The 23,068-nt window shown below is 68.2% G+C and carries 19 protein-coding genes; 13 read left to right on the top strand and 6 right to left on the bottom strand.

What is annotated here, in order from left to right:
* Positions 1-140 precede the first annotated feature (140 nt).
* Together HDC94_RS05030 and HDC94_RS05035 are read right to left on the bottom strand one after the other, a co-directional pair.
* The gene (locus HDC94_RS05030; protein WP_179495443.1) at positions 141-1,157 is read right to left on the bottom strand and encodes a ketopantoate reductase family protein; all 1,017 of its coding nucleotides are present in this window, start codon (positions 1,155-1,157) and stop codon (positions 141-143) included.
* A 13-nt stretch (positions 1,158-1,170) separates the two neighbouring features.
* Positions 1,171-2,190, bottom strand: coding sequence for a ketopantoate reductase family protein (locus tag HDC94_RS05035; protein ID WP_179495445.1), 1,020 nt, complete (start codon positions 2,188-2,190; stop codon positions 1,171-1,173).
* A gap of 129 nt (positions 2,191-2,319) precedes the next feature.
* Between HDC94_RS05035 and HDC94_RS05040 the strand changes: the two genes are divergently transcribed.
* The 8 genes from HDC94_RS05040 (at position 2,320) to HDC94_RS05075 (ending at position 12,849) form a co-directional block, all read left to right on the top strand.
* Positions 2,320-3,753, top strand: a complete 1,434-nt coding sequence (locus HDC94_RS05040) for an amidohydrolase family protein (protein WP_179495453.1) — start codon at positions 2,320-2,322, stop codon at positions 3,751-3,753.
* Between the two features lie 6 nt (positions 3,754-3,759).
* Positions 3,760-4,071: a Dabb family protein gene (locus tag HDC94_RS05045; RefSeq protein WP_179495455.1), complete on the top strand. Its 312-nt coding sequence runs from the start codon at positions 3,760-3,762 to the stop codon at positions 4,069-4,071.
* Positions 4,071-5,123 (top strand): zinc-binding dehydrogenase, encoded by a 1,053-nt coding sequence (locus HDC94_RS05050; protein WP_257021752.1) that lies wholly within the window; start codon positions 4,071-4,073, stop codon positions 5,121-5,123. Before HDC94_RS05045 ends, HDC94_RS05050 begins: the two co-directional genes overlap by 1 nt.
* Positions 5,124-5,126: 3 nt before the next feature.
* A complete protein-coding gene (locus HDC94_RS05055; RefSeq protein ID WP_179495461.1) occupies positions 5,127-6,563 on the top strand; it encodes an amidohydrolase family protein in 1,437 nt (478 codons plus the stop codon).
* 157 nt (positions 6,564-6,720) lie between these two features.
* Positions 6,721-8,109 (top strand): amidohydrolase family protein, encoded by a 1,389-nt coding sequence (locus HDC94_RS05060; RefSeq protein WP_179495466.1) that lies wholly within the window; start codon positions 6,721-6,723, stop codon positions 8,107-8,109.
* The gene (locus HDC94_RS05065; protein WP_179495468.1) at positions 8,106-9,164 is read left to right on the top strand and encodes an ABC transporter permease; all 1,059 of its coding nucleotides are present in this window, start codon (positions 8,106-8,108) and stop codon (positions 9,162-9,164) included. Before HDC94_RS05060 ends, HDC94_RS05065 begins: the two co-directional genes overlap by 4 nt.
* Positions 9,161-10,348, top strand: coding sequence for a substrate-binding domain-containing protein (locus HDC94_RS05070; protein ID WP_179495470.1), 1,188 nt, complete (start codon positions 9,161-9,163; stop codon positions 10,346-10,348). Before HDC94_RS05065 ends, HDC94_RS05070 begins: the two co-directional genes overlap by 4 nt.
* The gene (locus HDC94_RS05075; RefSeq protein WP_179495479.1) at positions 10,348-12,849 is read left to right on the top strand and encodes an ATP-binding cassette domain-containing protein; all 2,502 of its coding nucleotides are present in this window, start codon (positions 10,348-10,350) and stop codon (positions 12,847-12,849) included. The genes HDC94_RS05070 and HDC94_RS05075 overlap by 1 nt, the downstream gene beginning before the upstream one ends.
* A gap of 11 nt (positions 12,850-12,860) precedes the next feature.
* Here HDC94_RS05075 and HDC94_RS05080 read toward each other — a convergent pair whose 3' ends face one another.
* A complete protein-coding gene (locus HDC94_RS05080) occupies positions 12,861-13,553 on the bottom strand; it encodes a helix-turn-helix domain-containing protein (RefSeq protein WP_257021627.1) in 693 nt (230 codons plus the stop codon).
* 173 nt (positions 13,554-13,726) lie between these two features.
* Here HDC94_RS05080 and HDC94_RS05085 point away from each other — a divergent pair, with 173 nt between their 5' ends.
* The 3 genes from HDC94_RS05085 to HDC94_RS05095 are packed head-to-tail and all read left to right on the top strand — an operon-like array spanning position 13,727 to position 16,713.
* A complete protein-coding gene (locus HDC94_RS05085) occupies positions 13,727-15,109 on the top strand; it encodes a Xaa-Pro peptidase family protein (RefSeq protein WP_179495483.1) in 1,383 nt (460 codons plus the stop codon).
* 2 nt (positions 15,110-15,111) lie between these two features.
* Positions 15,112-15,969 (top strand): NAD(P)-dependent oxidoreductase, encoded by an 858-nt coding sequence (locus HDC94_RS05090; RefSeq protein ID WP_308495628.1) that lies wholly within the window; start codon positions 15,112-15,114, stop codon positions 15,967-15,969.
* Positions 15,970-16,005: 36 nt separating this feature from the next.
* A complete protein-coding gene (locus tag HDC94_RS05095; RefSeq protein WP_179495487.1) occupies positions 16,006-16,713 on the top strand; it encodes an SDR family NAD(P)-dependent oxidoreductase in 708 nt (235 codons plus the stop codon).
* 115 nt (positions 16,714-16,828) lie between these two features.
* Here HDC94_RS05095 and HDC94_RS05100 read toward each other — a convergent pair whose 3' ends face one another.
* From HDC94_RS05100 to HDC94_RS05110, 3 genes are read right to left on the bottom strand one after another with little or no spacing between them, the layout of a single operon-like run.
* Complete coding sequence (locus tag HDC94_RS05100; RefSeq protein ID WP_179495489.1) at positions 16,829-18,202, bottom strand: NADP-dependent succinic semialdehyde dehydrogenase; 1,374 nt, start codon at positions 18,200-18,202, stop codon at positions 16,829-16,831.
* A 55-nt stretch (positions 18,203-18,257) separates the two neighbouring features.
* Entirely contained in the window at positions 18,258-18,932 is a 675-nt protein-coding gene (locus HDC94_RS05105) for a GntR family transcriptional regulator (protein ID WP_179495491.1), read from the bottom strand.
* A gap of 5 nt (positions 18,933-18,937) precedes the next feature.
* A complete protein-coding gene (locus HDC94_RS05110; protein ID WP_257021628.1) occupies positions 18,938-19,468 on the bottom strand; it encodes a VOC family protein in 531 nt (176 codons plus the stop codon).
* Positions 19,469-19,586: 118 nt separating this feature from the next.
* Here HDC94_RS05110 and HDC94_RS05115 point away from each other — a divergent pair, with 118 nt between their 5' ends.
* Together HDC94_RS05115 and HDC94_RS05120 are read left to right on the top strand one after the other, a co-directional pair.
* Entirely contained in the window at positions 19,587-21,776 is a 2,190-nt protein-coding gene (locus tag HDC94_RS05115; protein WP_179495493.1) for a thiamine pyrophosphate-dependent enzyme, read from the top strand.
* Positions 21,776-23,038 carry a dihydrolipoamide acetyltransferase family protein gene (locus HDC94_RS05120; RefSeq protein WP_179495494.1) on the top strand — a complete coding sequence of 421 codons (1,263 nt, stop codon included), beginning with the start codon at positions 21,776-21,778 and terminating at the stop codon, positions 23,036-23,038. Before HDC94_RS05115 ends, HDC94_RS05120 begins: the two co-directional genes overlap by 1 nt.
* Positions 23,039-23,068 lie beyond the last annotated feature (30 nt).

Genomic DNA, 23,068 nt, shown 5'->3' on the forward strand with positions numbered 1-23,068 from the left:
CTCGCTTCTCCGGAGCTTTGTGCTCTTCTCCGGAGGTTCGGCGCCCAGCTCCCTGCTTTTGGGTTACCAGTGTGACTGGAGGCCGAAAGCTCCGGAGAAAAGTGCGTGGTCTGCGGGGGTGGGCTAGAGCCCAGTCGTGACTACAGCCCGAGCAGCAGGTCGAGGTTGCGTGGGCTGCGCTCGAGCGTGCCCGCCTCGATCTGCCGGGCGAGGGCGACCGTGTGCGCATTGTGCGGGGCGGTCTCGCCCACCCGCGCAAGCACCTCCACGACGAGGCCGTTGACCTCGTCGACCTCACCGCGACGGCCCTTCATCCAGTCCTGGAGAACTGTCGTCCGAGTGTCGGGCAGCGAGTACTTGTCGAGCACCTCGCCGAGGAGGTCCTGGGCGTACTGCTCCGGGCCGGTCACTTGGGTCTCCGTGAGTCCGAAGATGGGCACGAGCCGGGAGCCGTCGGCAATGGCGGCACGAGCCGCCTCCTTGCCGCACTCGATCATGAACTCGTGGACACCCGGCATCCGCACCGCCTCGGCGAGGGGAACATCGAGGATGGCGGAGGGCACGAGCTCACCGGCGTTGGCGACGAGCTTCATCCACTTGGAGGAGCGGATGTCCGCGGAGATCTCGACGGTTCCCGCGTGTCCCAGTGCCGCCTGCACCTCGAGCTCTCGGCCCCGAGCGGCGTCATCGTAGGCACCCACCGCGAACCACGAGTTGGCCACCTCGGTCTGCCGGTTGACGATGCCGGGCTCGAACATGTTCGAGGCCATCTCGATGACGGCGCCGATGGTGCGCTCAGGCCCCACGATGGAGGCGACGTCGTCGATGGACATGCCGTTCTGCAGTCCGACAACCAGGCCGTCCGGCGCGAGGAGCGGCTTGATGAGTTCGACGGCCCAGCGGGTGTCGTAGGCCTTGACGAGGAGGAACACGAGGTCGAAAGGGTCACGCAGCGTCGCGACCTCGGCCAGGTGGAAGGCCCGCACCGGTGTCACCTCGGTGTGGCTCGGGAACCGCACCTCGATGCCGCGCTCTCGCATGGCCTCGACGTGCGCCGGCCACTGCTCGATGAAGGTCACGTCGAGCCCTGCCCGAGTGAGGTCTGCGCCGATGCCTGCGCCCTGGGCGCCCGTTCCGACGAATGCGATCCTGGTCATGTCTCTCCTGGGGTCAGCCGAGCGCGCGGCGCAGGTCGGCGATGTTCTCGGGCGAGGGGGTGACCTCGCCCTGTTCGATGCGGTGGGCGAGGGCGACGACCGCTGCGTTCATCGGGGTCGGGACGCCGAGTCGAGCGCCCTCCGACACGACGGTGCCGTTGATGTCGTCGACCTCGCTGTGACGCGATTTCGTCCAGTCCTGCAGAACGGTGGTGGTGGCGCCCGGCAGCACGAAGGCGCGATAGAGGGTGTCGAGCAGTGTCTCGACGACCTCATCGGGCCGTGAGACGTCGTCGGCGGTGAGCCCGAAGATGGGGAGCACGGGATGCCCGAGCGCCCGCCCCACGTCGAGTGCTTCCTGCCCGGCCGCGAGCATGATCTCGCGCATGCCGTCCACGCCGATCGCGTCTGCCATGGGAAGGCCGAGACTCGCGGTGGGCACGAGCACGGTCGCGTTGCTCACGAGCTTCATCCACTTGGTCGCCTGGATGTCGTCGACGATGGACACGGTGCCGGAGTGGCGCAGCAGGGTCGCGACATCCTCCTGGCGGTCGACGGGTCCGCCGGGGAGAGCACCCACGGCGAACCAGGAGCGATCGGGGCCGGAGTGCCGGGTCACGCGACCAGGGTCGGTCATCGTGGACGAGATCTCGATGACGGTGCCCATGGTGCGGTCGACACCCACAACATCGGCGATGGCCTGCGTCGACATCCCGTTCTGGACACCGGCCACGATGCCGTCGTCGGCGAGGTAGGGCTCGATGAGCTGGGTGGCCCACCGCGAGTCGTAGGCCTTCATGAGCAGGAGCACGATGTCGAACTTCTGCTTGAGCGTGGCGACCTCACAGAGGTGCATCGTGCGCGGGCGCACGTGCAGCTCGCTGTCGGGCATCCGGATGGTGAGTCCGTCGGTGCGCATCGCCTCGACGTGGGCCGGCCACTGCTCGATGAGAGTCACGTCGGCTCCCGCGTGCGTGAGGTCGGCGCCGATCGAGGCTCCATTGGCCCCGGAACCGAGTACAGCGATTCGCATCCCAACTCCTTCGTTCTGGATGTACGGAACTACAGCCTAGATGAACACTTTGTGCTCTAGGACTTGTCATTCTGCCATTTCAGCGGCAGAGTGTGAATCGTCACTGAACATTCTCAACGAGGAGAACAGATGAGCGCTATCACGCCAACGCCGGAGGACTTCACGCCCGGCAGGCCCGTCGTCTTCCGAAACGGCATCGTCATCACCGTCGACACCCCAGGCGTCCTCCCGAAGGCCGATGTTCTGGTCGTCGGAGACACGATCGAAGCGGTCGGGCCCGATCTCGCCGTGCCAGAGGGCACACTCGAGGTCGATGCATCCGGCGGCATCCTGATGCCCGGCATGATCGACACCCACCGCCACATGTGGCAGACGGCACTGCGCGGCTACGGCGGCGACTGGGCCCTCAGCCAGTACTTCGTCTTCTACTACCTGCAGCACGGCGAGGTCTTCCGTCCGGAGGACATCTACGCCGGCAACCTCCTGAGCGCCCTCGAGTCGGTCGACACGGGCGTCACGACGACCCTCGACTGGTCGCACGCGCTTCGAACGCCGGAGTACGCGGATGCCGCGCTCCAGGCCTTCGACGAGATCCCGGGCCGTTTCGTGCTCGGCTACGGCAACTACCTCGGAGCACCGTGGGAGTGGACCGCGGACCCGGCGTTCCGCGCGTGGATCGAGAAGTTCCCCCGCACCGATCGCGTGGGGCTCCAGATCGCCTTCGACGTGCCCGACTCGGAGGACTTCCCCGAGCTCGCGGCCTTCCAGTACGCACGGGACAACGGCATCCGCGTCACGACCCACGCCGGAGTGTGGGGCGCGACGACCGACGTCGGTCTCGACAACATGTACAGGGCGGGCGTCATGACCGACCAGCTCACGTACGTGCACTCCGCGAGTCTCAGCGCTGACAGTTATCACAAGATCGCGGCGACCGGCGGGACTGTCTCCGTCGCGACCGAGAGCGAGCAGAGCGCTGGCCAGGGCTACCCCTCGACGTGGGAGATCCGCAAGTACGGCATCCCGGCATCCCTCTCGATGGACACGAGCGTGTGGTGGAGTGCCGACTACTTCTCGGCGATGCGCGCGACGCTGAGCTCCGACCGGTCCCGCGACCACCTCGAGGCGCACCGCGTGGGGGAGACGGTCAACGTCAACCGCATGCGTGCGGAGGACGTGATCTGGATGGCGACCATGGGCGGTGCCAAGTCCCTCGGCATGGAGGACAAGATCGGTTCGATCACGCCGGGCAAGAAGGCCGATCTCCTCCTGATCAAGAACGACGAGTCACCAGCCATGACGCCCATCCTGAACCCGACCGCCCACGTGGTGTACCAGGCGGGAACCGCCGACATCCACACCGTCGTGATCGACGGCCGCGTCGTCAAGTACGACGGCAAGCGCATCGGACTCGACCTCGCTCCCGTGCGGGACACGGTCGCGAAGTCCGTCGAGTACGTGCGCAGCCAGCTCGGCGAACAGGCCTGGGAGGAGGGGATGCATCCGCCCCTCAACCCCGACGAGCCCATCGACAACCCCTACCAGTACACCGAGGACGACTGAGCACCGATGATCCTGCACCTCGCGACCTTCCGTTGGAAGGATGACGTGACCGCGGCCGATGTGGCCGATCTGACCGAAGCACTGCGCGACATGGCGGTGGGCATCCCAGAACTGAGTTCCTATGTCTGCGGCGAGAGCCTCGGCCTGCGTCCCGGCGGTGCCGACTTCGGTGTCGCCGCGATCGTCGCGGACGAGCCCGCCCTCTCGGCGTACCTCGATTCGCCGGCGCACGCTGCGGTGTACGAGCGGCTGCTCGGCCGGATGATCGCCGAGCGCGCGGCGGTGCAGCTCCCGGTCGAGTCGAGCGCGTGGCTGTGATGCGCGCGGGTGTCCTCCACGCGGCGGGTGACCTCCGCGTGGAGGAGCGCCCCGTTCCCCAGCCAGGGCCCGGCGAGGTGCTCGTGCGCGTCGCCGTGTGCGGCGTGTGCGGATCGGATGCGACGGAGTTCGACCGCGGCCCTGTGCTGACTGAGCTCCCCGTGACGCTCGGGCACGAGTTCGCGGGAGTGGTCGAGGCGATAGGCGAGGGTGTCACCTCCCTCACGCCCGGTGCCGTCGTCGTCTCTGGCGCAGGCATCTCGTGCGGCGAGTGCAAGCCGTGCCGTCAAGGCCGCACGAACCTCTGCCGCTCCTATCGGACGGCTGGCCTGCAGGTCGACGGCGGACTCGCGGGCTACACGATCGTGCCCGAGGGCATCCTGTTGGATGTCACGGCAACAGGTCTTCCCCTCGACACCCTCGGCCTCACCCAGCCCATGGCCATCGCGGTCCACGCGGTGCGCAGGAGCGGGCTGACTGCCGGACAGGATGCCGTCATCATCGGAGTCGGCGGGATCGGCGCCTTCGTGACCTTCGCGGCCGCGGCTACGGGCGCTCGCGTACTCGTCGTCGACCTGAGCGGCGAACGGCTCGAACTCGCCAGGCGCCTCGGCGCGACGGCGACCTTCCGGTCGGGGGACGGCACGCTCGCCGAACAGCTCGAGTCGGTCGGGATGGACGCCGACGTGCTCTTCGAGGTCAGCGGCTCAGCTCCGGGCCTCGCCTCGGTCCTCGATGCTGCCCGACCAGGAGCGACGATCGTGCCCATCGGCATCCAGAAGGCCGACGTGGCGGTGCCGCTCGGGTCGTGGACGCTCCGCGAGTACACGATCGTCGGCACGGTCGCGCACGTCATGGCCGAGGACATCCCCGAGGCAGTTCGCCTGCTCGGCACAAGAGACGACTGGACCGACATCGCGTCCGAGGTGCTGCCGCTCGACGAGGTCGTCGAACGTGGCCTGCGCCCGCTGCTCGGCGGCGGCGCCACCCAGATCAAGACACTGATAGACCCGTGGATCGCCGAGGCGCGCCCCGCGACCCACGAAAGGTAGAGCATGACCTCCCGCACCCTCATCACCGACGCCGCGGTCGTCACCATGGACCCGGAGCTCGGAGACTTCGAGCGAGCGAACATCCTCATCGAGGACGGCAGGATTGCCGCTGTGCAGCCCGGCCTCGAGGCTGATGCCGAGCGCATCGACGGCTCCACGATGATCGCGATGCCAGGCATGGTCGACACCCACCGCCACACCTGGCAGACCGCGTTGCGGGGGATGCTCGCCGACGGCAACATCCCCGACTACCTGCGTGGGGTCCGCCTGCAGATGGCTCCGCGCTATCGGGCTGCCGACATGTACGCGGGCAACTACGTCGGCGCGCTCGACGCCCTCAACTCGGGCGTGACGACGCTCGTCGATTACTGCCACAACATCCTCGATCCGGATGGTGCGCACGCGGCCGTCTCGGGACTCCGGGATGCCGGCATCCGTGCGCTCTACGGGCATGGACTCACACCCATCACCACGAACACGTGGAGTGAGAGCAAGGGCGGCCAGGAGACGAACGCCGATCCGGCGGACCTCGCGACGCGGGCGCGACTGGCACGGGAGATCCGCGACGAGTACTTCCCCACGGACACGGGTCTGCTGCGCTTCGGCATCGCACCCCAGGAGCTCGCGATCGCACCGGCGGCGACGGTGAACCTCGAGTTCGCACTAGCGCGGGAGCTCGGAGCGCGTATCACCATGCACGCGAACCAGGTGATGGTGCGGCAGCTCTTCAAGGACGTCGAGGTGCTCGCCGAGAACGGCCTCCTCGGCGACGACCTCCTGCTCGTGCATGGCACGTTCAACACCGCGGAGGAGTGGGAGCTGCTTCGCGACACCGGCACCATGATCTCGGTGTGCGCGGAGACCGAGATGCAGATGGGCATGGGGTATCCCGCCATCGCCGAGGTCACCGAGTACACCCGCGGCCCGAGCCTCGGCATCGACTGCGTGAGCGGATGCGGCGGCGACATGATCTCGCACAGCCGATTCGTGCTCCAGGCCACGCGCTACCGCGCCGATGAACCCGGGTACAAGGAGTGGAAGGCCCCGCAGACCATGGCGTGGACCACCCGCGACGCCCTCCGGTGGCTCACCGTCAACGGCGCGGCAGCGGCGGGCATGGGCGACGAGATCGGTTCCCTGACGCCGGGCAAGCGGGCGGACGTCGTGCTGCTCGAGATGGGCGGCGTGAGTCAGGCCGGCTGGAACCGACACGATCCGGCTGGCGCGATCATCGCGCAGGCCCATGCCGGCTGTGTCGACACGGTGCTCGTGGAGGGCCGGGTCGTCAAGCGCGGAGGCGAGCTCGTGCATGTCGACGTGGCATCCGCCCTGCGCACACTGGGGGAGTCCCACGACTACCTGCAGCGCGAGATGGCGGACAACGGGGGCTTCATTCCGCAGCCCCCCATCGACATCCCGCTGTACCGCGAGCGCGCCTGAACGGATGCCTCGGCACCTTGTTCATTCACAGTAAACAATCTGGTAACTGTGACTTGACAGTCGTGCAGTCTCGCTACTAGCTTTGCCTCACACACCCAACGCGACGTGGCGGTCGGTCGACCTACGCGTCGCCCACTTTCTGGAGTCAACGACGACTATGAGCACACGCACTCTGCTCCGTGGCGGAACCGTCATCACCTCGGCCAAGACCGGCGAGGTCCTTCCCGCCACCGACATCCTCATCGGCACCGACGGCACCATCGAAGCCATCGGCCCCGACCTCTCGGCGGCCGACGCCGAGGTCATCGACGTCACCGGCCGCATCGTCCTGCCGGGCTTCGTCGACACCCACCGCCACACGTGGCAGTCGGTCGTGCGCAACGTGGCCTCCGACTGGTCGCTCACCGAGTACCTGGCCGGTCTCCACACGGGTCTGTCGAAGTACTTCCGCCCCGAGGACACCTACACGGGCAACTACCTCGGCGCCCTCGAGGCCCTCGACTCCGGAATCACGACGCTCGTCGACTGGTCGCACAACCTCGCGACCCCCGCCCACGCGGATGCCGCGATCCAGGCCCTCAAGGACACCGGGATGCGCGCCGTCTTCGCCCATGGCGGCGGCTCGAAGCAGTGGGGTGCCCCACTGCCCTCGCCGAACAACCACCCAGAGGATGCACGCCGCATCCGCGACGAGTACTTCAGCGACAACACCGGGCTCGTGACCATGGCGCTCGCCCTCCGCGGTCCGCAGTTCACTCTCCCCGAGGTGAACCGGCACGACTTCGCCCTCGCCAATGACCTCGACCTGCGCGTGACCGTGCACGTCGGCGACGGCTACTGGGGCAAGTCGGGTCCCATTCGCAAGATGAACGACGACGGCCTCCTCTCCGACCGCATCACCTACGTGCACTGCTGCACCCTTGGCGAGGACGAGTTGCAGATGATCGCGGACTCGGGCGGAACGGCATCCGTCGCCCCCGACGTGGAGATGCAGATGGGTCACGGCTACCCGGCGACCGGGCGACTGCTGAAGCACGGCATTCGTCCCACCTTCTCCATCGACGTGTGCAGCTCCAACGGTGGCGACATGTTCGGCACCATGCGCACCGCTATCGGCATGCAGCGGGTGCTCGACAACGCGCCGGCAGTTGAGACCGGTGAGACGATCGAGCGCATCGGGCTGAGCGTCAACGACGTGATCCAGTTCGCGACGATCGACGGAGCGCACGCTGCCGGCCTCGACACCGTGACGGGATCACTCGCGGTGGGCAAGGCGGCGGACATCGTCGTCCTCGACGACCGTTCACTCGCGCTCACGCCGCTCAACAACCCGATCGGTGCCGTCGTCTACAACTCTCACCCGGGCCTCGTCCGCGACGTGTTCGTGCAGGGCAACCGCGTGAAGAAGGACGGCGTTCTCGTGGGAGTCGACTTCGACAAGCTCAGGGCGCAGGCGATCGCCTCTCGCGACTACATCGTGGGCGAGATGCCCGAGGCGCATCTCGACGGCTCGTGGCACCCGGACCTCGCGACCCAGACGGCATGACGACGATGACCGAGCAGACCGCACCCGAGCGGACGGCCCCGACCGACCGCCGGTCGCGCGCCTCCGAGATCCTGTCCTGGCCGGGCACGCGCGCGCTCATCGCCGTGGTCGCGCTGTTCGCCGTGAGCCCGCTCATCGCGATCGGGAGCGTGAGCCCCACCGCGATCGTGTCGATGCTGCCCTTCGCGGCCCTCATCGCGATCGTTGCGGTGGGACAGACACTCGTGATCCAGCAGGGTGGACTCGACCTGTCGATTCCGGGAGCCGTCACGCTCGGTGCACTCATCGCCGCCAAGTTCGGCACGGAGTGGGATCTCGCGACGGCGATCATCGTGGCCATCATCGGCACGTCGCTGTTCGGTCTGCTGAGCGGCATCATCATCGCCTACTTCGGTCTTCCGCCGCTCGTCGTCACGATCGCGAGCAACGCGCTCATGATCGGCGCCGTCCAGGCGATCTCCGGCGGGTTCAGCGAGCAGAGCGCCAAGGCACTCAGTGACTTCGCGCTCAGCAGGTTCTGGGGCATCCCCGTTCTCGCGTTCTTCGCGGTCGGCATCGTGCTCATCGTGCACGTCGTGCTCAAGCTCACGCGCCTCGGGCGCCGGTTCGAGCTCGTCGGTGAGAACCCTCGAAGCGCCGCGAACATCGGCATCAGCACCCGCGGCTACGTCATCTCGTCGTACTGGCTCGCGACCATGCTGGGCGCGACGACGGGTGTGCTCCTCGCGGGGCTCCTTCGTCTGCCCACGCTGACGGCGGGCAACGACTACCTGCTGCCGTCGATCGCAGCGGTCGTGCTCGGTGGCACGGCCCTCACGGGAGGCAAGGGAAGCATCGTGGGCACAGCCCTCGGCGCGCTGTTCCTGGCCCAGCTGAGCCAGCTCGTCCAAACCTTTACACAGGCTTCGGCCGTGCAGAACATCGTCCAGGCGCTCATCATCGGCGTCGGGATCGTCGCCCAGCTTCAGCTGGGCGGCTCCTCCGGGAGGCTCAAGGGCCTCATGCGGAGGAACGCAGTACCCCAACCAAGTGACTCAATGAGGAGTGAGAAGTGATCCGAATCATGCAGCACCGCAGGTTGGCCTTCGTGGCCGCCACGGTCGCCCTGGGCGCGGTCGCGCTCGCAGGCTGTTCGTCCACCAACGCCGGCGGCGGAGAGACGGGCGGCAACAACCTGACAGCCGACATCGCGGCGGGCTCGGTCGGCACCGTCGACCAGTTCGCAGACATGACCGACATCTGTGTCACCGACGCGGAGCCCGGCAGCATCACGCTGGGCGTCGTCGACGGCGGTGGCACCAACAGCTGGTCCAAGACGGTTCTCGCCGAGATCGAGAGCGAGGCGGCCCAGTGCCCCGCGATCTCGAAGGTCGACTACGTCGCGGGCAGCTTCGACCTGGAGACGACGACGTCGGGCATCACAAGCCTCGCGGCCAAGGGCACCGACATCATCCTCGTCATCCCGGACGCAGGCCCCGGTGAGGCGCACCTCCCGGCGATCCGCCAAGCCACCCAGGCCGGCTCGATCGTCATCAACTTCGCCTCCGACCCGCAGGGCAAGGCCGGTACCGACTACCTCGACTACACGGACCAGAGCCCCAAGTTCGTCGGTAAGACGAAGGCCGAGTGGCTCGTGGAGCAGCTCGGCGACGCCGGTGGCAACGTCGTGTTCTTCGGTGGACCGGCTGGCGCGCTCGTGTCGACGCAGGAGTTCGAGGGCGCTCAGGAGGTCTTCGCGGACAACCCGCAGATCAACCTCCTCTCGAGTGAGCCCATCGCCACCAACTGGGACCCCGCACAGGCACAGCAGGCCATGGCCGGACTCCTCTCCCAGGGCGAGAAGATCGACGCGGTCATCGCCGACTACGGCGCATCGGCGTCGGGTGTGATCCGTGCGTACGAGGCGGCGGGCATCCCGCTCCCGCTCATCACGACGACGGATGACAACTCGCTGAGCTGTGGCTTCGCCGACCTCAAGGCAGCCAACCCCGACTACGAGCTGGCGACCGTGTCGTCGCGCACGTGGATCGGTCGCGTAGCCCTGCGCAAGGCCGTCGCCGCCTACCTCGGTGGTTCCGACCAGGAGCCGTCGATCTACAACCTGGCCCTCTTCGAGGACTCGACCGGCGCCACACCCGGCACGGTCACCCCTGAGGAGGCCTGCCTCGCCGACGCGCCGGCTGACGCCACGCCGTCGACGCTGCTCACCCCCGAAGAGATCTCCGCTCTCTTCGGCTGATGAACGGAGACCCGACGATGATGGATGCTGCTCTCACCCTGACCGGGATCACGAAGACCTACCCGGGTGTGCGTGCCCTCGATGACGTGAGCGTCACGGTGGCGCGTGGGAAGGTCCACGCGATCCTCGGCGAGAACGGTGCTGGCAAGTCCACACTCGTCGGGGTTGCCGCTGGGTCGGTCGTGCCGGATTCCGGCACGATCGGCCTCGGCGACGCAGAGTTCGCGCGGATCCAGACCCGCGCGGCACGCGAGCGCGGGCTGGCGATCGTCTACCAGATCCCCGCGCTCGCCCCGTCGCTCTCGGTCCTCGACGCCGTGCTGCTGCTCCTCCCGGAGTCCAAGCGGCCGAAGCGTCGGGGTGCCGGCGAGTGGCTCACCGACCTCTTCGACAGGCTGGGCCTGCGCATCGACCCGTCCGCGACGATCTCGTCGCTGTCACTGCGCGAGGCCCACCTGATCGAGATCGCGGCTGCCCTGGCATCCGACCCCTCGGTTCTGGTGCTCGACGAGCCGACCGAGGCGCTCGGCCCCGAGGAGACCAACTGGCTCTTCGAGAGGATCCAGGAGCTCCTGGCCAAGGATGTCGCGATCGTCTACATCACCCACCGCATCCCCGAGGTCGTGGAGATCGCGACGGACCTGACCGTGCTGCGCGACGGTCGCGTCGTCGGTCGCGGCGTCGTCGCCGACTACACCGAGGACCAGATCGTCGAGCTCATCGTCGGACGGTCGCTCGAGACGACCTTCCCCGACAAGGCCCATGCTGCCGTCGACGACGAGCCCCTCCTCGAGGTGCTCGAACTCAGCGGCCCCGGCTTCTCGGACATCTCGCTCTCGGTGCTCCCCGGCCAGATCATCGGCCTCGCGGGCGTCGAGGGCAACGGGCAGCGGGAGTTCCTGCGTGCACTCGGTGGACACGGTTCGACCTCCGGTCGCATGCTCGTGCGGGGCTCCGAGATCTCGCTGCGCTCACCCCGCAGCACCAACCGAGCAGGCGTCGCCTTCCTGCCCGGCGACCGCATCGGCAAGGCCATGTTCGGCAAGATGTCGGTGCGCGAGAACATCATCGCCCCGTCGATCGACGAGGCCATGCCCACGGGCTTCGCCGACCGCGGTCGCGAGTACCGCCTCACCCGGCAGGCCATCGAGGGCCTCGCCGTGAAGACCCCGACACTCGAGACCCCTGTCATGGCGCTCTCGGGCGGCAGCCAGCAGAAGGTACTTCTCGCCCGCGCCAGGCTCGGCGACCCCAAGGTCCTGCTCGTCGAGGACCCCACTCAGGGAGTGGATGCCGGGGCTCGCGTCGAGATCTATGCATTCCTCCGCGCCCTTGCCGACTCCGGCGTCGCGATCGTTGTGCTCTCGACGGATGCCGTGGAACTCGAGGGCCTCTGCGACCGGGTCATCGTGTTCTCGCGAGGTCAAGCCCAGGCGACCCTTTCGGGCGACGAGGTGACGGAGCGCGCGATCACGGGTGCTGCCGTCCTCTCCACGACCGGCTCCATCGCGACCGTCGACGCGGTGCCGTCGCGACGGCTGCGCATCCCGGCCTCCCTCCGTGGTGAGGTGCAGGCTGCGGTCCTCGTGGTTCTCACGATCGGTCTCGGCATCGCCACGACGTTCGTGTCGTCGGCGTTCGTGAGCCCGCTCAACATCAGCCAGCTTCTCGCCGGTGCTGCCGTCATTGTGCTCGTGGGACTCGCACAGCTACTCGTCGTCATGACCGGCGGTATCGACCTGAGCGTCGGCTCGGTCATCGCACTCTCCGCCGTCGTCATCTCGTTCTTCGGTCAGGGCGGTCCGGGATTCTTCGCGCTCGGCGTCGCACTCACGATCGGTATGGGCCTCGTCGTGGGGCTCGTGAACGGCCTGCTCGTGACGAGGTTGTCGCTGCCTCCCGTGATCGCCACGCTCGTGACATCCATCGCCATCGTCGGTGTCGCGCAGGTGCTGCGCCCGAGCCCCGGCGGCTCGGCCACGGGCGACATCATGACCGCCATCGGCACAACCATCGGCGGCATCCCGCTCGTGCTCATCGTCTCGCTCGTCGTCACTGTCGCGATCTGGTACATCATCCAGCGCACGGGACTCGGTCGTGGCTTCCGCGCCGCGGGCTCCGACCCGATCAAGGCCAACCGCATGGGTGTGAGCGTGCCGCGCATGCGCCTCTACGCGGCGCTCGCGGCCGGCGTGCTCGCGGCTCTCGCCGGACTCGTGCTGTACTCGCGCACGGGCATCGGTGACGCCAACACGGGCCAGGCGCTCACGCTCACGTCCGTGACGGCCATCGTCATCGCTGGCGCCAGCATCTTCGGCGGGTCGGGTTCGGCCATCGCCGTCGCAGCAGCCGCGCTCCTGCTGCAGACGATCACCAACTCGCTGTCCTACCTCGGGCTGAGCCTCTCGTGGCAGTACTGGCTGCAGGGCGCGTTCGTGCTCGTGGCCGCCATCATCCCGATGGTCGCGCGCTACCAGCGCCGAGCTGCGGAGGGCTCGTGATGGGCCCGGTCTCAGCCGGTCAGCTCGTCCATGGCACGAAGCACGTCCACCGCAGAGGAGAGCGGGGCACCCTTGGTGGCCTCGCCGCCCGGCGCGGTCGGCATCGCCTGGTTCTGCTGACGGCGACCCACCACGAACCAGATGCCGCGGGCGACCGCCGTGCCGTTGTTGGAATAGAGGTGCGGTCGCACCGAGTCGAACTGCAGCGAGTCGCCCGGGCCCAGCACGTGGGTGTCGAAGTCGAGCTGCAGCGTGAGCTCGCCCTCGAGGATGTACGCGTACTCGATGCCAGAGTGGCGCATGAGCTTGCCCTCGATGGAGCTCGAAGCTCCCGGGTCGTAGCTCACGAGGAGAGCATCCGCGGGGCCGCCCTCGCCGACGGCCAGTCGCTGCCAGTGCACGCCGTTCTCCATCTCGAGGACGGGGTTCTCGGAGGAGCGCTGCACGGCGGGCAGCACCGGTCCGGTGCGGCCGACGACCGGGGTGGGCTGGGTGGACGGCGTGACGCCGAGCAGCTCGTCCATGGAGACACCGAGGTGGTTGACCATCGCGTAGAGCGTGGACACCGAGGGCTGCGTCTTGCCCGTCTCGACCTGCGAGATGAGGCTCGCGGACACGCCCAGGGCCTGGGCCACACTGCGCAGGCTGAGCCCGCGCTGCATCCGCGCATCGCGCAGACGTGCGCCGATGTCTTCCGCCTTCATTGCTTCTCCCACCATCGTGGGGTCTCCCTCGACCCGAACGTTCTTTCAGTATCCAGCACCGGCGTACAGAACCCTCGCATTGGCGGGGCGACTCCGGCACACACGTTTATATCCGCTACACACCATTCTGTATTACTTAACGATGCGCATCGCGGCATCGGAGGAGGTATCTCATGAGGAGCACCGGAACCACAGGCACGAACGGCGTGGACTGGGAGGAGCGGGTCGACTTCGAGCGACTGCGCACCGAGCGCCTCGCGCGTCTCCGCGCAGAACTCGAGATCTCCGAGCTCGGCGCCGTTCTCGCATTCGACTTCTCCAACATCCGCTACATGACGTCCACCCACATCGGTACGTGGGCCATGGACAAGCTCATCCGCTTCAGCCTGCTGACGCGACAGAGCGACCCGATCTCGTGGGACTTCGGCTCTGCCGCAAAGCACCACAAGCTCTACAACCCGTGGCTCGACGTGACGAGCATGGAGATGGATGCCGACCCCAACTCGCCCCACGAGGGTGCGGTGCGCCCCCGCCTCGAGTCCGGTGCACGCGCCGGGATCTCGACGCTGCGTGGAGCATTCTCGCCGGACGCGGAGATCGCCGACGGCGTCGCCCGCAAGATCAAGCGCGAGCTCGAGAAGTTCGGCGTCGCCGACCAGCCGCTCGGTGTCGACGTGATCGAGCTCCCCGTGCTCTTCGCTCTGCAGAAGCTCGGCATCCAGGTGGTCGACGGCCAGCAGCTCTTCATGGAAGCGCGCCGCATCAAGACCTACGACGAGATCCGACTGCTCACGCAAGCCGCATCGATGGTGGATGCCGCGTACGAGGAGCTCTACCGGTTCCTCCGGCCGGGCGTCCGCGAGAACGAGGCGGTCGGCGTCGTCGCGAAGACCCTGTACGACCTCGGATCGGAGTACGTCGAGGGGGTCAACGCGATCTCCGGTGAGCGCTGCTCGCCGCATCCGCACGTCTTCTCGGACCGTCTCATCCGCCCGGGCGACCCGGCCTTCTTCGACATCCTGCACAGCTTCAACGGCTACCGCACGTGCTACTACCGCACGTTCGCGGTGGGCTCGGCGAGCTCGGCACAGCGCGACGCGTACACCCGCGCCCGCGAGTACATGGACCGTGCCATCGCCCTCGTGAAGCCTGGGGCGACCACGGCCGACATCGTGAAGGTGTGGCCCACCGCCCAGGAGTTCGGCTTCGCCGACGAGGAAGCCGCCTTCGCCCTCCAGTACGGTCACGGTGTGGGCCTGTCGATCTGGGAGAAGCCGATCTTCTCGCGGCTCGTCTCGCTCGACCACCCCGAGGAGCTCAAGGAGGGCATGGTGTTCGCACTGGAGACGTATTGGCCGTCGGCCGACGGCTGGGGCGCCGCACGCATCGAGGAGGAGGTCGTCGTGACCGCCGACGGATGCGAGGTCATCACCAAGTTCCCGGCCGAGGATCTCATCGTGGCTGGCAAGCGGTACTACACGATCGACGGGCCGCTCGACCTGAACCGTGATTCCCAGTCCCACCTCAACACGACCTGGGGTCGCGGGGAGGCGTGAGTGTGATCGGCTTCCTCGGACTCGGCTCGATGGGCACGGCGATGGCCGGGCGGCTCATCGAGACCGGTCACGACGTGCTCGCGTGGAACCGCAGCGCAGGGCCCGCGGAGTCGCTCGCGGGCGCCGCCGTGGCATCCTCCGCTGCGGAGGCCCTCGCGCAGCCGGTGTCGTTCTCGATGCTCGCCAACGACGAGGCGGCCGATGCCGTGCTGTCGGTGGAGAACATCGGCGATACGCCGGGGCGCATCCACGTCAACACGGCATCGATCAGCATGAACCTTGCTGGTGTTCTACAGCAGCGGTTCGAGGCGGCCGGCGTGCGCTACGTCGCGGCACCGGTGCTGGGGCGGCCGCCCGTCGCGGCGGCGGGCAAGCTCAACATCCTCGCCGCAGGCGCGCCGGACGACCTGGATGCAGTACTCGAGTACCTCGAGGCGCTCGGCGTTCGCGTCTGGCGCCTGGGCGAGAAGCCGCCCATGGCCAACGCCGTCAAGATCGCGGTGAACTACAACATCATCCACGCGCTCGAGGCGATCGGGGAATCGGTGGCGCTCGTGGAGCGCCAGGGCATCGATCCTGCCGAGTTCACGGAACTACTCTCGAGCACACTCTTCACGGGTGTCGTGTACCAGGGCTACGGCGCCATCATCGCCCAGCAGAATTACGTACCGCCGGGCTTCACGGTGACGCTCGGCCTCAAGGACCTGGCACTCGCGGAGGAGATCGCCGACGACGGTGGTGTCACCCTGCCGACGGCCCCCGCGCTTCGGGCCGTCTTCGAGCGCACGCTCGCCGAACCCGACCTCGCCGAGGCCGACTGGGCCGCGATCGCCGAGGTCGCCAGGCGCGACCTGCACTGAGCTCCCACTTTTTCGCAGACCTGCAAGGAGGCAGACATGACTGACCGCACCATCCTCATCGTCGGCGGCACCTCGGGCATCGGGCTCGAGCTGGCGCGCGACACCATCGCACGCGGCGACCGCGTTGTGCTCACGGGTCGCGACCAGGAGCGTGCCGACGAGGTGGCACGTTCGCTCGGCGATCGCGCGACAGGCGTCGCCCTCGACATCTCCGAGCCCGAGGCCATCGCCGGTCACCTCGCCGGCGTCGGCCAGGTGCACGGCATCGTCCTCGCGGCGATTGAGCGCGACGCCAACAGTGTGCGCGAGTACAGCGTCGAGCGTGCGCGGCGCCTCGTGACGTTGAAGCTCGTCGGGTACACCGAGGTGATCCATACGATGCTCGACAGGCTCGAGGCATCCGGAGATTCCGGCATCGTGCTGTTCGGCGGCCGAGCCAAGGACATGCCGTACCCGGGCTCGACGACGGTCTCCACCATCAACGGCGGTGTCGAGGGTCTCACCATGACGCTCGCGCTCGAGCTCGCGCCCATCCGGGTGAACGCGCTGCACCCCGGCATCATCGGCGACAGCCCGTTCTGGGCAGGCAAGCCCGAGGGAGTGCTCGACGGCTACAAGTCGCGCACGCCGGGGGGCGAACTCGCGACCATGGCGGACGTCGTGGATGCCACCCAGTTCCTGCTGCGCAACCGCGGCGTCTCGGGCACAAGCATCGCGGTGGACCGCGGCTGGCGTATCACCTAGGGCTATGCCTCCCACCGTTGCGGAGGACGACGCGCCGCGCAACTAGCCCAGGCAGGGCTTGCTGCGGCGCGTCATCCTCCGCAACGGTCGGCACCGCGCAGAGCGCGCGAGTGCCCTATGCCTTCCAGACGCTCTTCGCGTTGACGAACTCGCGGATGCCCTCTACCGAGAGCTCGCGGCCGATGCCGGAGTCCTTCGTTCCTCCGAAGGGCACCTGCGGGTACGAGATCGACATGCCGTTGACGAACACGGCACCCACGACGAGTCCCGCGATCGCGCGGCGCTCCTCCTCGGCATCCTCGGTCCACACCGCGGAGCTCAGCCCGAAGGTCGTGTCGTTGGCGATCTCGAGAGCCTCGTCGAGCGATGCCGCACGGAACACCGTGGCGACCGGCCCAAAGGCCTCCTCCGCGTAGAGCCGCATGCTCTTCGTGACGCCCGTGACGACGGTCGGCGGGTAGAACCAGCCGGGGCCGTCCGGAATGGCGCCACCCGTCGTCGCGACAGCACCCTGCGCGAGCGCGTCGGCGACGAGCTCGGCGACCTCGTCGCGACCGGAGCTCGTGGCGAGCGGGCCGATGTCCGTGGCATCCGCCGTCGGGTCGCCCACGACGAGAGTCGCCATCGCCGCCGTGAACTTCTCGACGAACGCGTCGTAGATGTCCTCGTGAACGATGAACCGCTTGGCGTTGATGCACGCCTGGCCGTTGTTTGAGGTGCGTGCGGTGACGGCCGTCGCGACCGCCTTCTCGAGGTCGGCGCTCGGCATCACCAGGAACGGGTCGGAACCGCCCAGCTCGAGCACGACGTGCTTGACCTCGGACCCCGCGATGGATGCCACCGACCGCCCGGCCGGCTCGGATCCCGTGAGTGTCACGGCCACAACTCGGCGATCGCGCAGCACCGGCTCCACCTCGCGTGCACCGATCAGGAGGGTGTTGAACGAGCCGGCGGGGAACCCACCCCGCTCGAAGATCGTGTCGAGGTAGAGCGCGGCCTGCGGCACGTTCGAGGCGTGCTTGAGCACCACCGTGTTGCCGGCCATGAGAGCGGGTGCGGCGAAACGGATGACCTGCCATAGCGGGTAGTTCCACGGCATGACCGCGAGTACGACGCCGATCGGTTCGTAGACCGTGTACGCGCGCGTGGCACCGACGGCCGGGGCATCCAGCTCGCGCCCGGTGAGGTACTCCTCGGCGTGGTCTGCGTAGAACCGCAGGTTTGTGGCCGACTTGCGCACCTCGGCGCGGGCCTGGGCGAGCGTCTTGCCCATCTCGAGCGTGAGGAGGGCTGCGGTCTCCTCGACCTCCGCGTCCATGAGGTCGGCGGCAGCGCGCATCCACTCGGCGCGCTGGGCGAATGTCGTGCCGCGCAGCCCGAGGAACGCCTCGTGCGACTGGGTGATGCGACGGTCGACCTCGGCGGAGTCGTGTGGTTCGAAGGTCGCAACGGTCTCGCCGGTGGCTGGGTTGATGGTGGCGATGGCCATGGTGCTCCTCGGTGCGGCTAGTCGGTCGGGGGTGTCGAGTCAGGGGGATGTCGGTTCAGGCGAAGACTTCGGGATGCCGCGCAAGCTCCAGTCGCGTGCGGCGGATGTGACCCGCGAGAATGCGCTCGGCATCCTCCAGGTCGTGGCGGCGCAGCGCGGACACGAGCAGATGGTGTTCGTGGTGCACGCTGCGATCGTCGGCACCTCGAACACGCATGAACGCGCGACGGTAGTGCTGGGTACGGTTCCACAGCTGGAGCACCGTCTCGCCGAGCACGCTTGTCTGGGCGACCGCATAGCTCGCGAGGTGGAACTCGCGGTCGAGCGCGATGAACTCCTCGAGATCGTCAGTGTGCTCCATGGCGGCGGCGAGCCGATCCAGATCGTCGACCTGCTCGACCGACAGCAGGGGAACGTTGTAGCGCAGCAGCAGCGGCTCGATGCGCTCGCGGATCTGGTACATCTCCTCGCACTCGGCGAGGCTCAGGCTCGATACCCACGCACCCGTGTTGGCGACGAGCGTCACGAGCCCCTCGCCCTCGAGCACACGCAGCGCCTCGCGCACCGGGAGGCGGCTCGCGCCGTGCCGGTCGGCGAGGTCCTCCTGGCGGATGCGCGCACCGGGCTCGTACTCGCCCGCGAGGATCGACTGCCGGAGGTCGTCGGCGATGCGTGTTCCGGCGGCGCCGTGCGGTGCGGGGGAGCCGTGCTGTGCAGGGGTGACGGTCATGCTCACTATTGTGCGGCTCCGCCCGGGTGCCACAGCTTCACGGGAGCCTCGGCCTCATAGGCCTTGCCGCCCGGGTAGCTCACGAGCTCGAACTGCATGCCCCACGGGCTGAGGAAGTACACCCAGCGCTGCCCGAACGCGGGCCCCGCGCTTGCCGTGGGTTCGCCCATGATCTCGACGCCGTGTGCACGCAGGTGCGCGAGCGCGGCATCCATGTCGTCGACGTAGATCGCGAAGTGGTGCCCACCGATATCGCTGTTGCGCGGCTGCGGCGCCTGCCCGTCCGCGGACTCGTACTTGAACGTCTCGATGTTGCTGCCGTTGCCGAGCCGGTAGAAGCGGATCTCGCGGATGACCGTGCGCGGGTGAACGCCGAGGTGGATGCTCATCCACTCGTCATCCGACTGCTTCGCGCCGAGGGTGTACACGTGCACGGCCCCGAGTACATCGACCAGGAAACGCTCTGCCTCATCGAGGTCGGGAACGGTGATGCCGACGTGGTCCATGCCGCGCATACCGGGGATCCCGTTGCTCATGGCGACTCCTTCGTCTTGGCGTTATTGGAAACAGTGTGCCCCATATCTGCAACGAAATCCAGCAAAGTGTGGTCGATGGGGATTGAATTGGAAACAATCTAGGGGTATCGTGCTCGACATGGCACGACAAAGACGTCTCTCCACCGGCGTGGACTGGATCGAACTGACCACCACAGCCTCCGACTGGAAAGCGGCGGACCCCGCTCTCCTCGGCACGATGCTCACCCAGCTGCACCTCATCCGTGCCTTCGAGGAGACCGTGCTCGAACTCGCGGGTGAGGGACTCGTCCACGGGCCGGCACACTCCAGCATCGGCCAGGAGGGCGGCGCGGTGGGCTCGATCGCCGGACTGCGGTCCACGGATGCCGTCAACGGCTCGCACCGCGGACACCACCAGTTCCTCGCCAAAGCCCTCACCCACGTGAGCGGCGGGGTGCTCGACCCGACCGCGCCGGTCGGCGACAAGGTGCAGGAGGTCCTCCAGCGCAGCCTCGCCGAGATCCTCGGTCTCGCGCAGGGCTATTGCCGCGGTCGCGGTGGATCGATGCACCTCCAGTGGTTCGAGGCGGGCGCCCTCGGCACCAACGCCATCGTCGGTGGCGGCGCGCCGGCCGCGACCGGCAACGCCTGGGCGCAGAAGCACGCGGGCACCACAGACCTCACCATCAACTACTTCGGGGATGGTGCGAGCCAGATCGGTTCCGTGCTCGAGTCGATGAACCTCGCGGCCACGTGGAAACTGCCGGTCTGCTTCTTCATCGAGAACAACCTCTACGCGGTCTCCACGAACGCCTCCGAGATCAGCGCCGACGGCCGGTTCTCCGTGCGGGGCCAAGGCTTCAGCATCCCCGCCTGGCGCGTGGACGGCATGAACCCGCTCGCCGTGCACCTCGCGATGGAGGCAGCGGCCGAGCGCATGCGCGCGGGCGAGGGCCCCACCATCATCGAGGCCGAGGTCTACCGCTTCTTCCACCAGAACGGCCCGTACCCGGGCAGCGCGTTCGGCTACCGCACGAAGGAGGAGGAGGCGTCGTGGCGTGCCCGTGACCCCCTCGACCGGCAGGCGCAGGAGATGATCGCCCTCGGCCTCACGACGCCCGAAGCGGTCGCCGAGCTGCGCGCGAATGCCCAGGCGGCGATGACGGCGGCAGCGGCCGAGCTGCTCGAGTCCGACCCCGAGGCCGAGGGGAAGCGTCGCATCCGCCCGACCCTCTGGCCCGACCCTGGCTTCGTCAACGTGGGCGTTCGAGGGGATGCCAGCGAGCTCGCCGGCCTCGGAGCATCCGACCCCCTCGATTACACCGGGGAGTGGCGCGACACCAAGTTCGTCGACGCCGTGGCCGGTGTCATGGATCGGCGGATGGAACGCGACAACCGCATCGTCGTGCTCGGCGAGGACGTGCACCGTCTCGGCGGCGGCACCAACGGCGCAACCAAGGGTCTTGCGAAGAAGTACGGCGACGAGCGTGTGCTCGGCACTCCCATCAGCGAGAACGCCTTCACGGGTCTCGCCGAGGGTCTGGCTCTCGACGGCCGGTTCCGCCCGGTCGTCGAGTTCATGTACCCGGACTTCATGTGGGTCGCCGCCGACCAGGTCTTCAACCAGATCGGCAAGGCGCGCCACATGTTCGGCGGCGACAATCCGGTGCCGCTCGTGCTGCGTACGAAGGTCGCGATGGGTTCTGGCTACGGCTCACAGCACCTCATGGACCCCGCAGGCATCTTCGCGACGAGCCCCGGCTGGCGCATCATCGCCCCGTCTACTGCCGCCGACTACGTGGGCCTCATGAACGCGGCGCTCGCGCTCCAGGATCCGGTGCTCGTCATCGAGCACGTCGACCTCTACGGCACCGCCGACCGCGTGCCCGTCGGTGACCTCGACTACATCCTCCCCCCGGGCCGCGCCGCGGTGCGCCGTCACGGTGAGGATGTCACAGTCATCTCGTACCTCTCGATGGTGCGTCACGCGGCCGAGGCCATCGAACAGACCGGAATCGACGCGGAACTCATCGACCTCCGCTGGCTCGATCGTGCATCCATCGATTGGGAGACCATCGGGGCGAGCATCCGCAAGACCAACGCCGTACTCATCGTCGAACAGGGAGCCCAGGGCACGTCGTACGGTGCGTGGCTCTCCGATGAGATCCAGCGCCGGTTCTTCGACTGGCTCGACCAGCCGATCGAGCGCGTGACGGGCGCGGAGGCGAGCCCGAGCATCTCGAAGGTGCTCGAGCGGGCAGCCATTGCCCGCACCGAGGAGGTCGTCGCCGGCCTCGAGCGCGTCCGTAGCGCGATGGGAGCCCGCTGATGGCCACCGTCATCCGGATGCCGGAGGTGCTCGCCGGGGCAAGCGAGGCTGCGATTCAGTCCTGGCTGGTCTCGCCCGGCCAGAGCCTCGAGGTGGGCCAGCCGCTCGCCGAGATCGAGACCGAGAAGGCGGTCGTCGAGTACGCCGCCGAGACCTCGGGCACGGTTCTCCAGCTGCTCGCGGAGGCGGGGGTCTCGCTCAACGTCGGCGACCCGATCGCCGTTGTCGGTGCCGAGGGGGAGGCGGTGGAGGATGTCGCGCCAGCTGCCCCTGCGGCTGAGCCAACTCCCGAGCCCGCAGTAGTCGAAGCTGCGACCCCGGCACCCGCTGCCGCCGTGGCATCCGCCCCGCCCGCGGCGCCTGCTCCCGCCCCGGCGGCGGCCGTCGCGGACTCGGGCGAGCGCCAGTTCGCCAGCCCGCTGGTCCGGAGGCTCGCGCGCGAGCGCGGCCTCGACCTCAGCGGTGTGCGCGGCTCGGGGCCAGGCGGGCGGATCGTTCGGCGTGATCTCGACGCACTGCCGGCCGCCGTGGCATCCGCCCCGCCCGCGGCTGCTCCCGCTCCTGTCCCGTCGGCCGCCCCCGCTGAGGCCACCGAGGTTCCGCACACGCGCATGCGCAAGGCGATCGCGCGGCGGCTCACCGAGAGCAAGTCCACTGTGCCGCACTTCTACCTCGTGGCCGACTGCCGAGTGGACAAGCTGCTGGCTCTCCGGGCCGAGGCCAATGCGACGTCACCCGTGAAGCTCTCGGTCAACGACTTCGTGCTGAAGGCCGCTGCCGCGGCTTTCGTCGACGTCCCCGAAGCGAACGCGACCTGGGGCGAGGAAGCGGTCACGCGCTACTCGACCGTCGACATGTCCGTCGCGGTCGCGATCGACGGGGGTCTCGTCACTCCCGTACTGCGCTCGGTGGAGAAGGCCACGCTCACCGAGATCGCGCGCAGCGTCGCCGACCTCGCCGAGCGTGCCCGCACCGGCCAGCTGCGACAGCACGAACTGGAGGGCGGCAGCTTCTCTGTCTCCAACCTCGGCATGTACGGGGTCACCGAGTTCTCGGCGATCATCAACCCCCCGCAGTCGGCGATCCTCGCTGTCGGCAGGGCGACCCAGCAGCCCGTCGTCGATGACGGCGCGCTCGCGGTGGGGACGGTCATGACGGTCACGCTGTCGGCCGACCACCGGGTCCTGGACGGAGCGCTCGCGGCACAGTGGCTCGCGGCCTTCGTGAAGCACATCGAGAACCCCCTGGGGATGCTCGTCTGAGACACGGGCCGTTCCGCTGCTGGCAGGTGA

It is taken from the genome of Leifsonia sp. AK011 (assembly GCF_013410945.1).
Classification (GTDB): domain Bacteria; phylum Actinomycetota; class Actinomycetes; order Actinomycetales; family Microbacteriaceae; genus Rhodoglobus.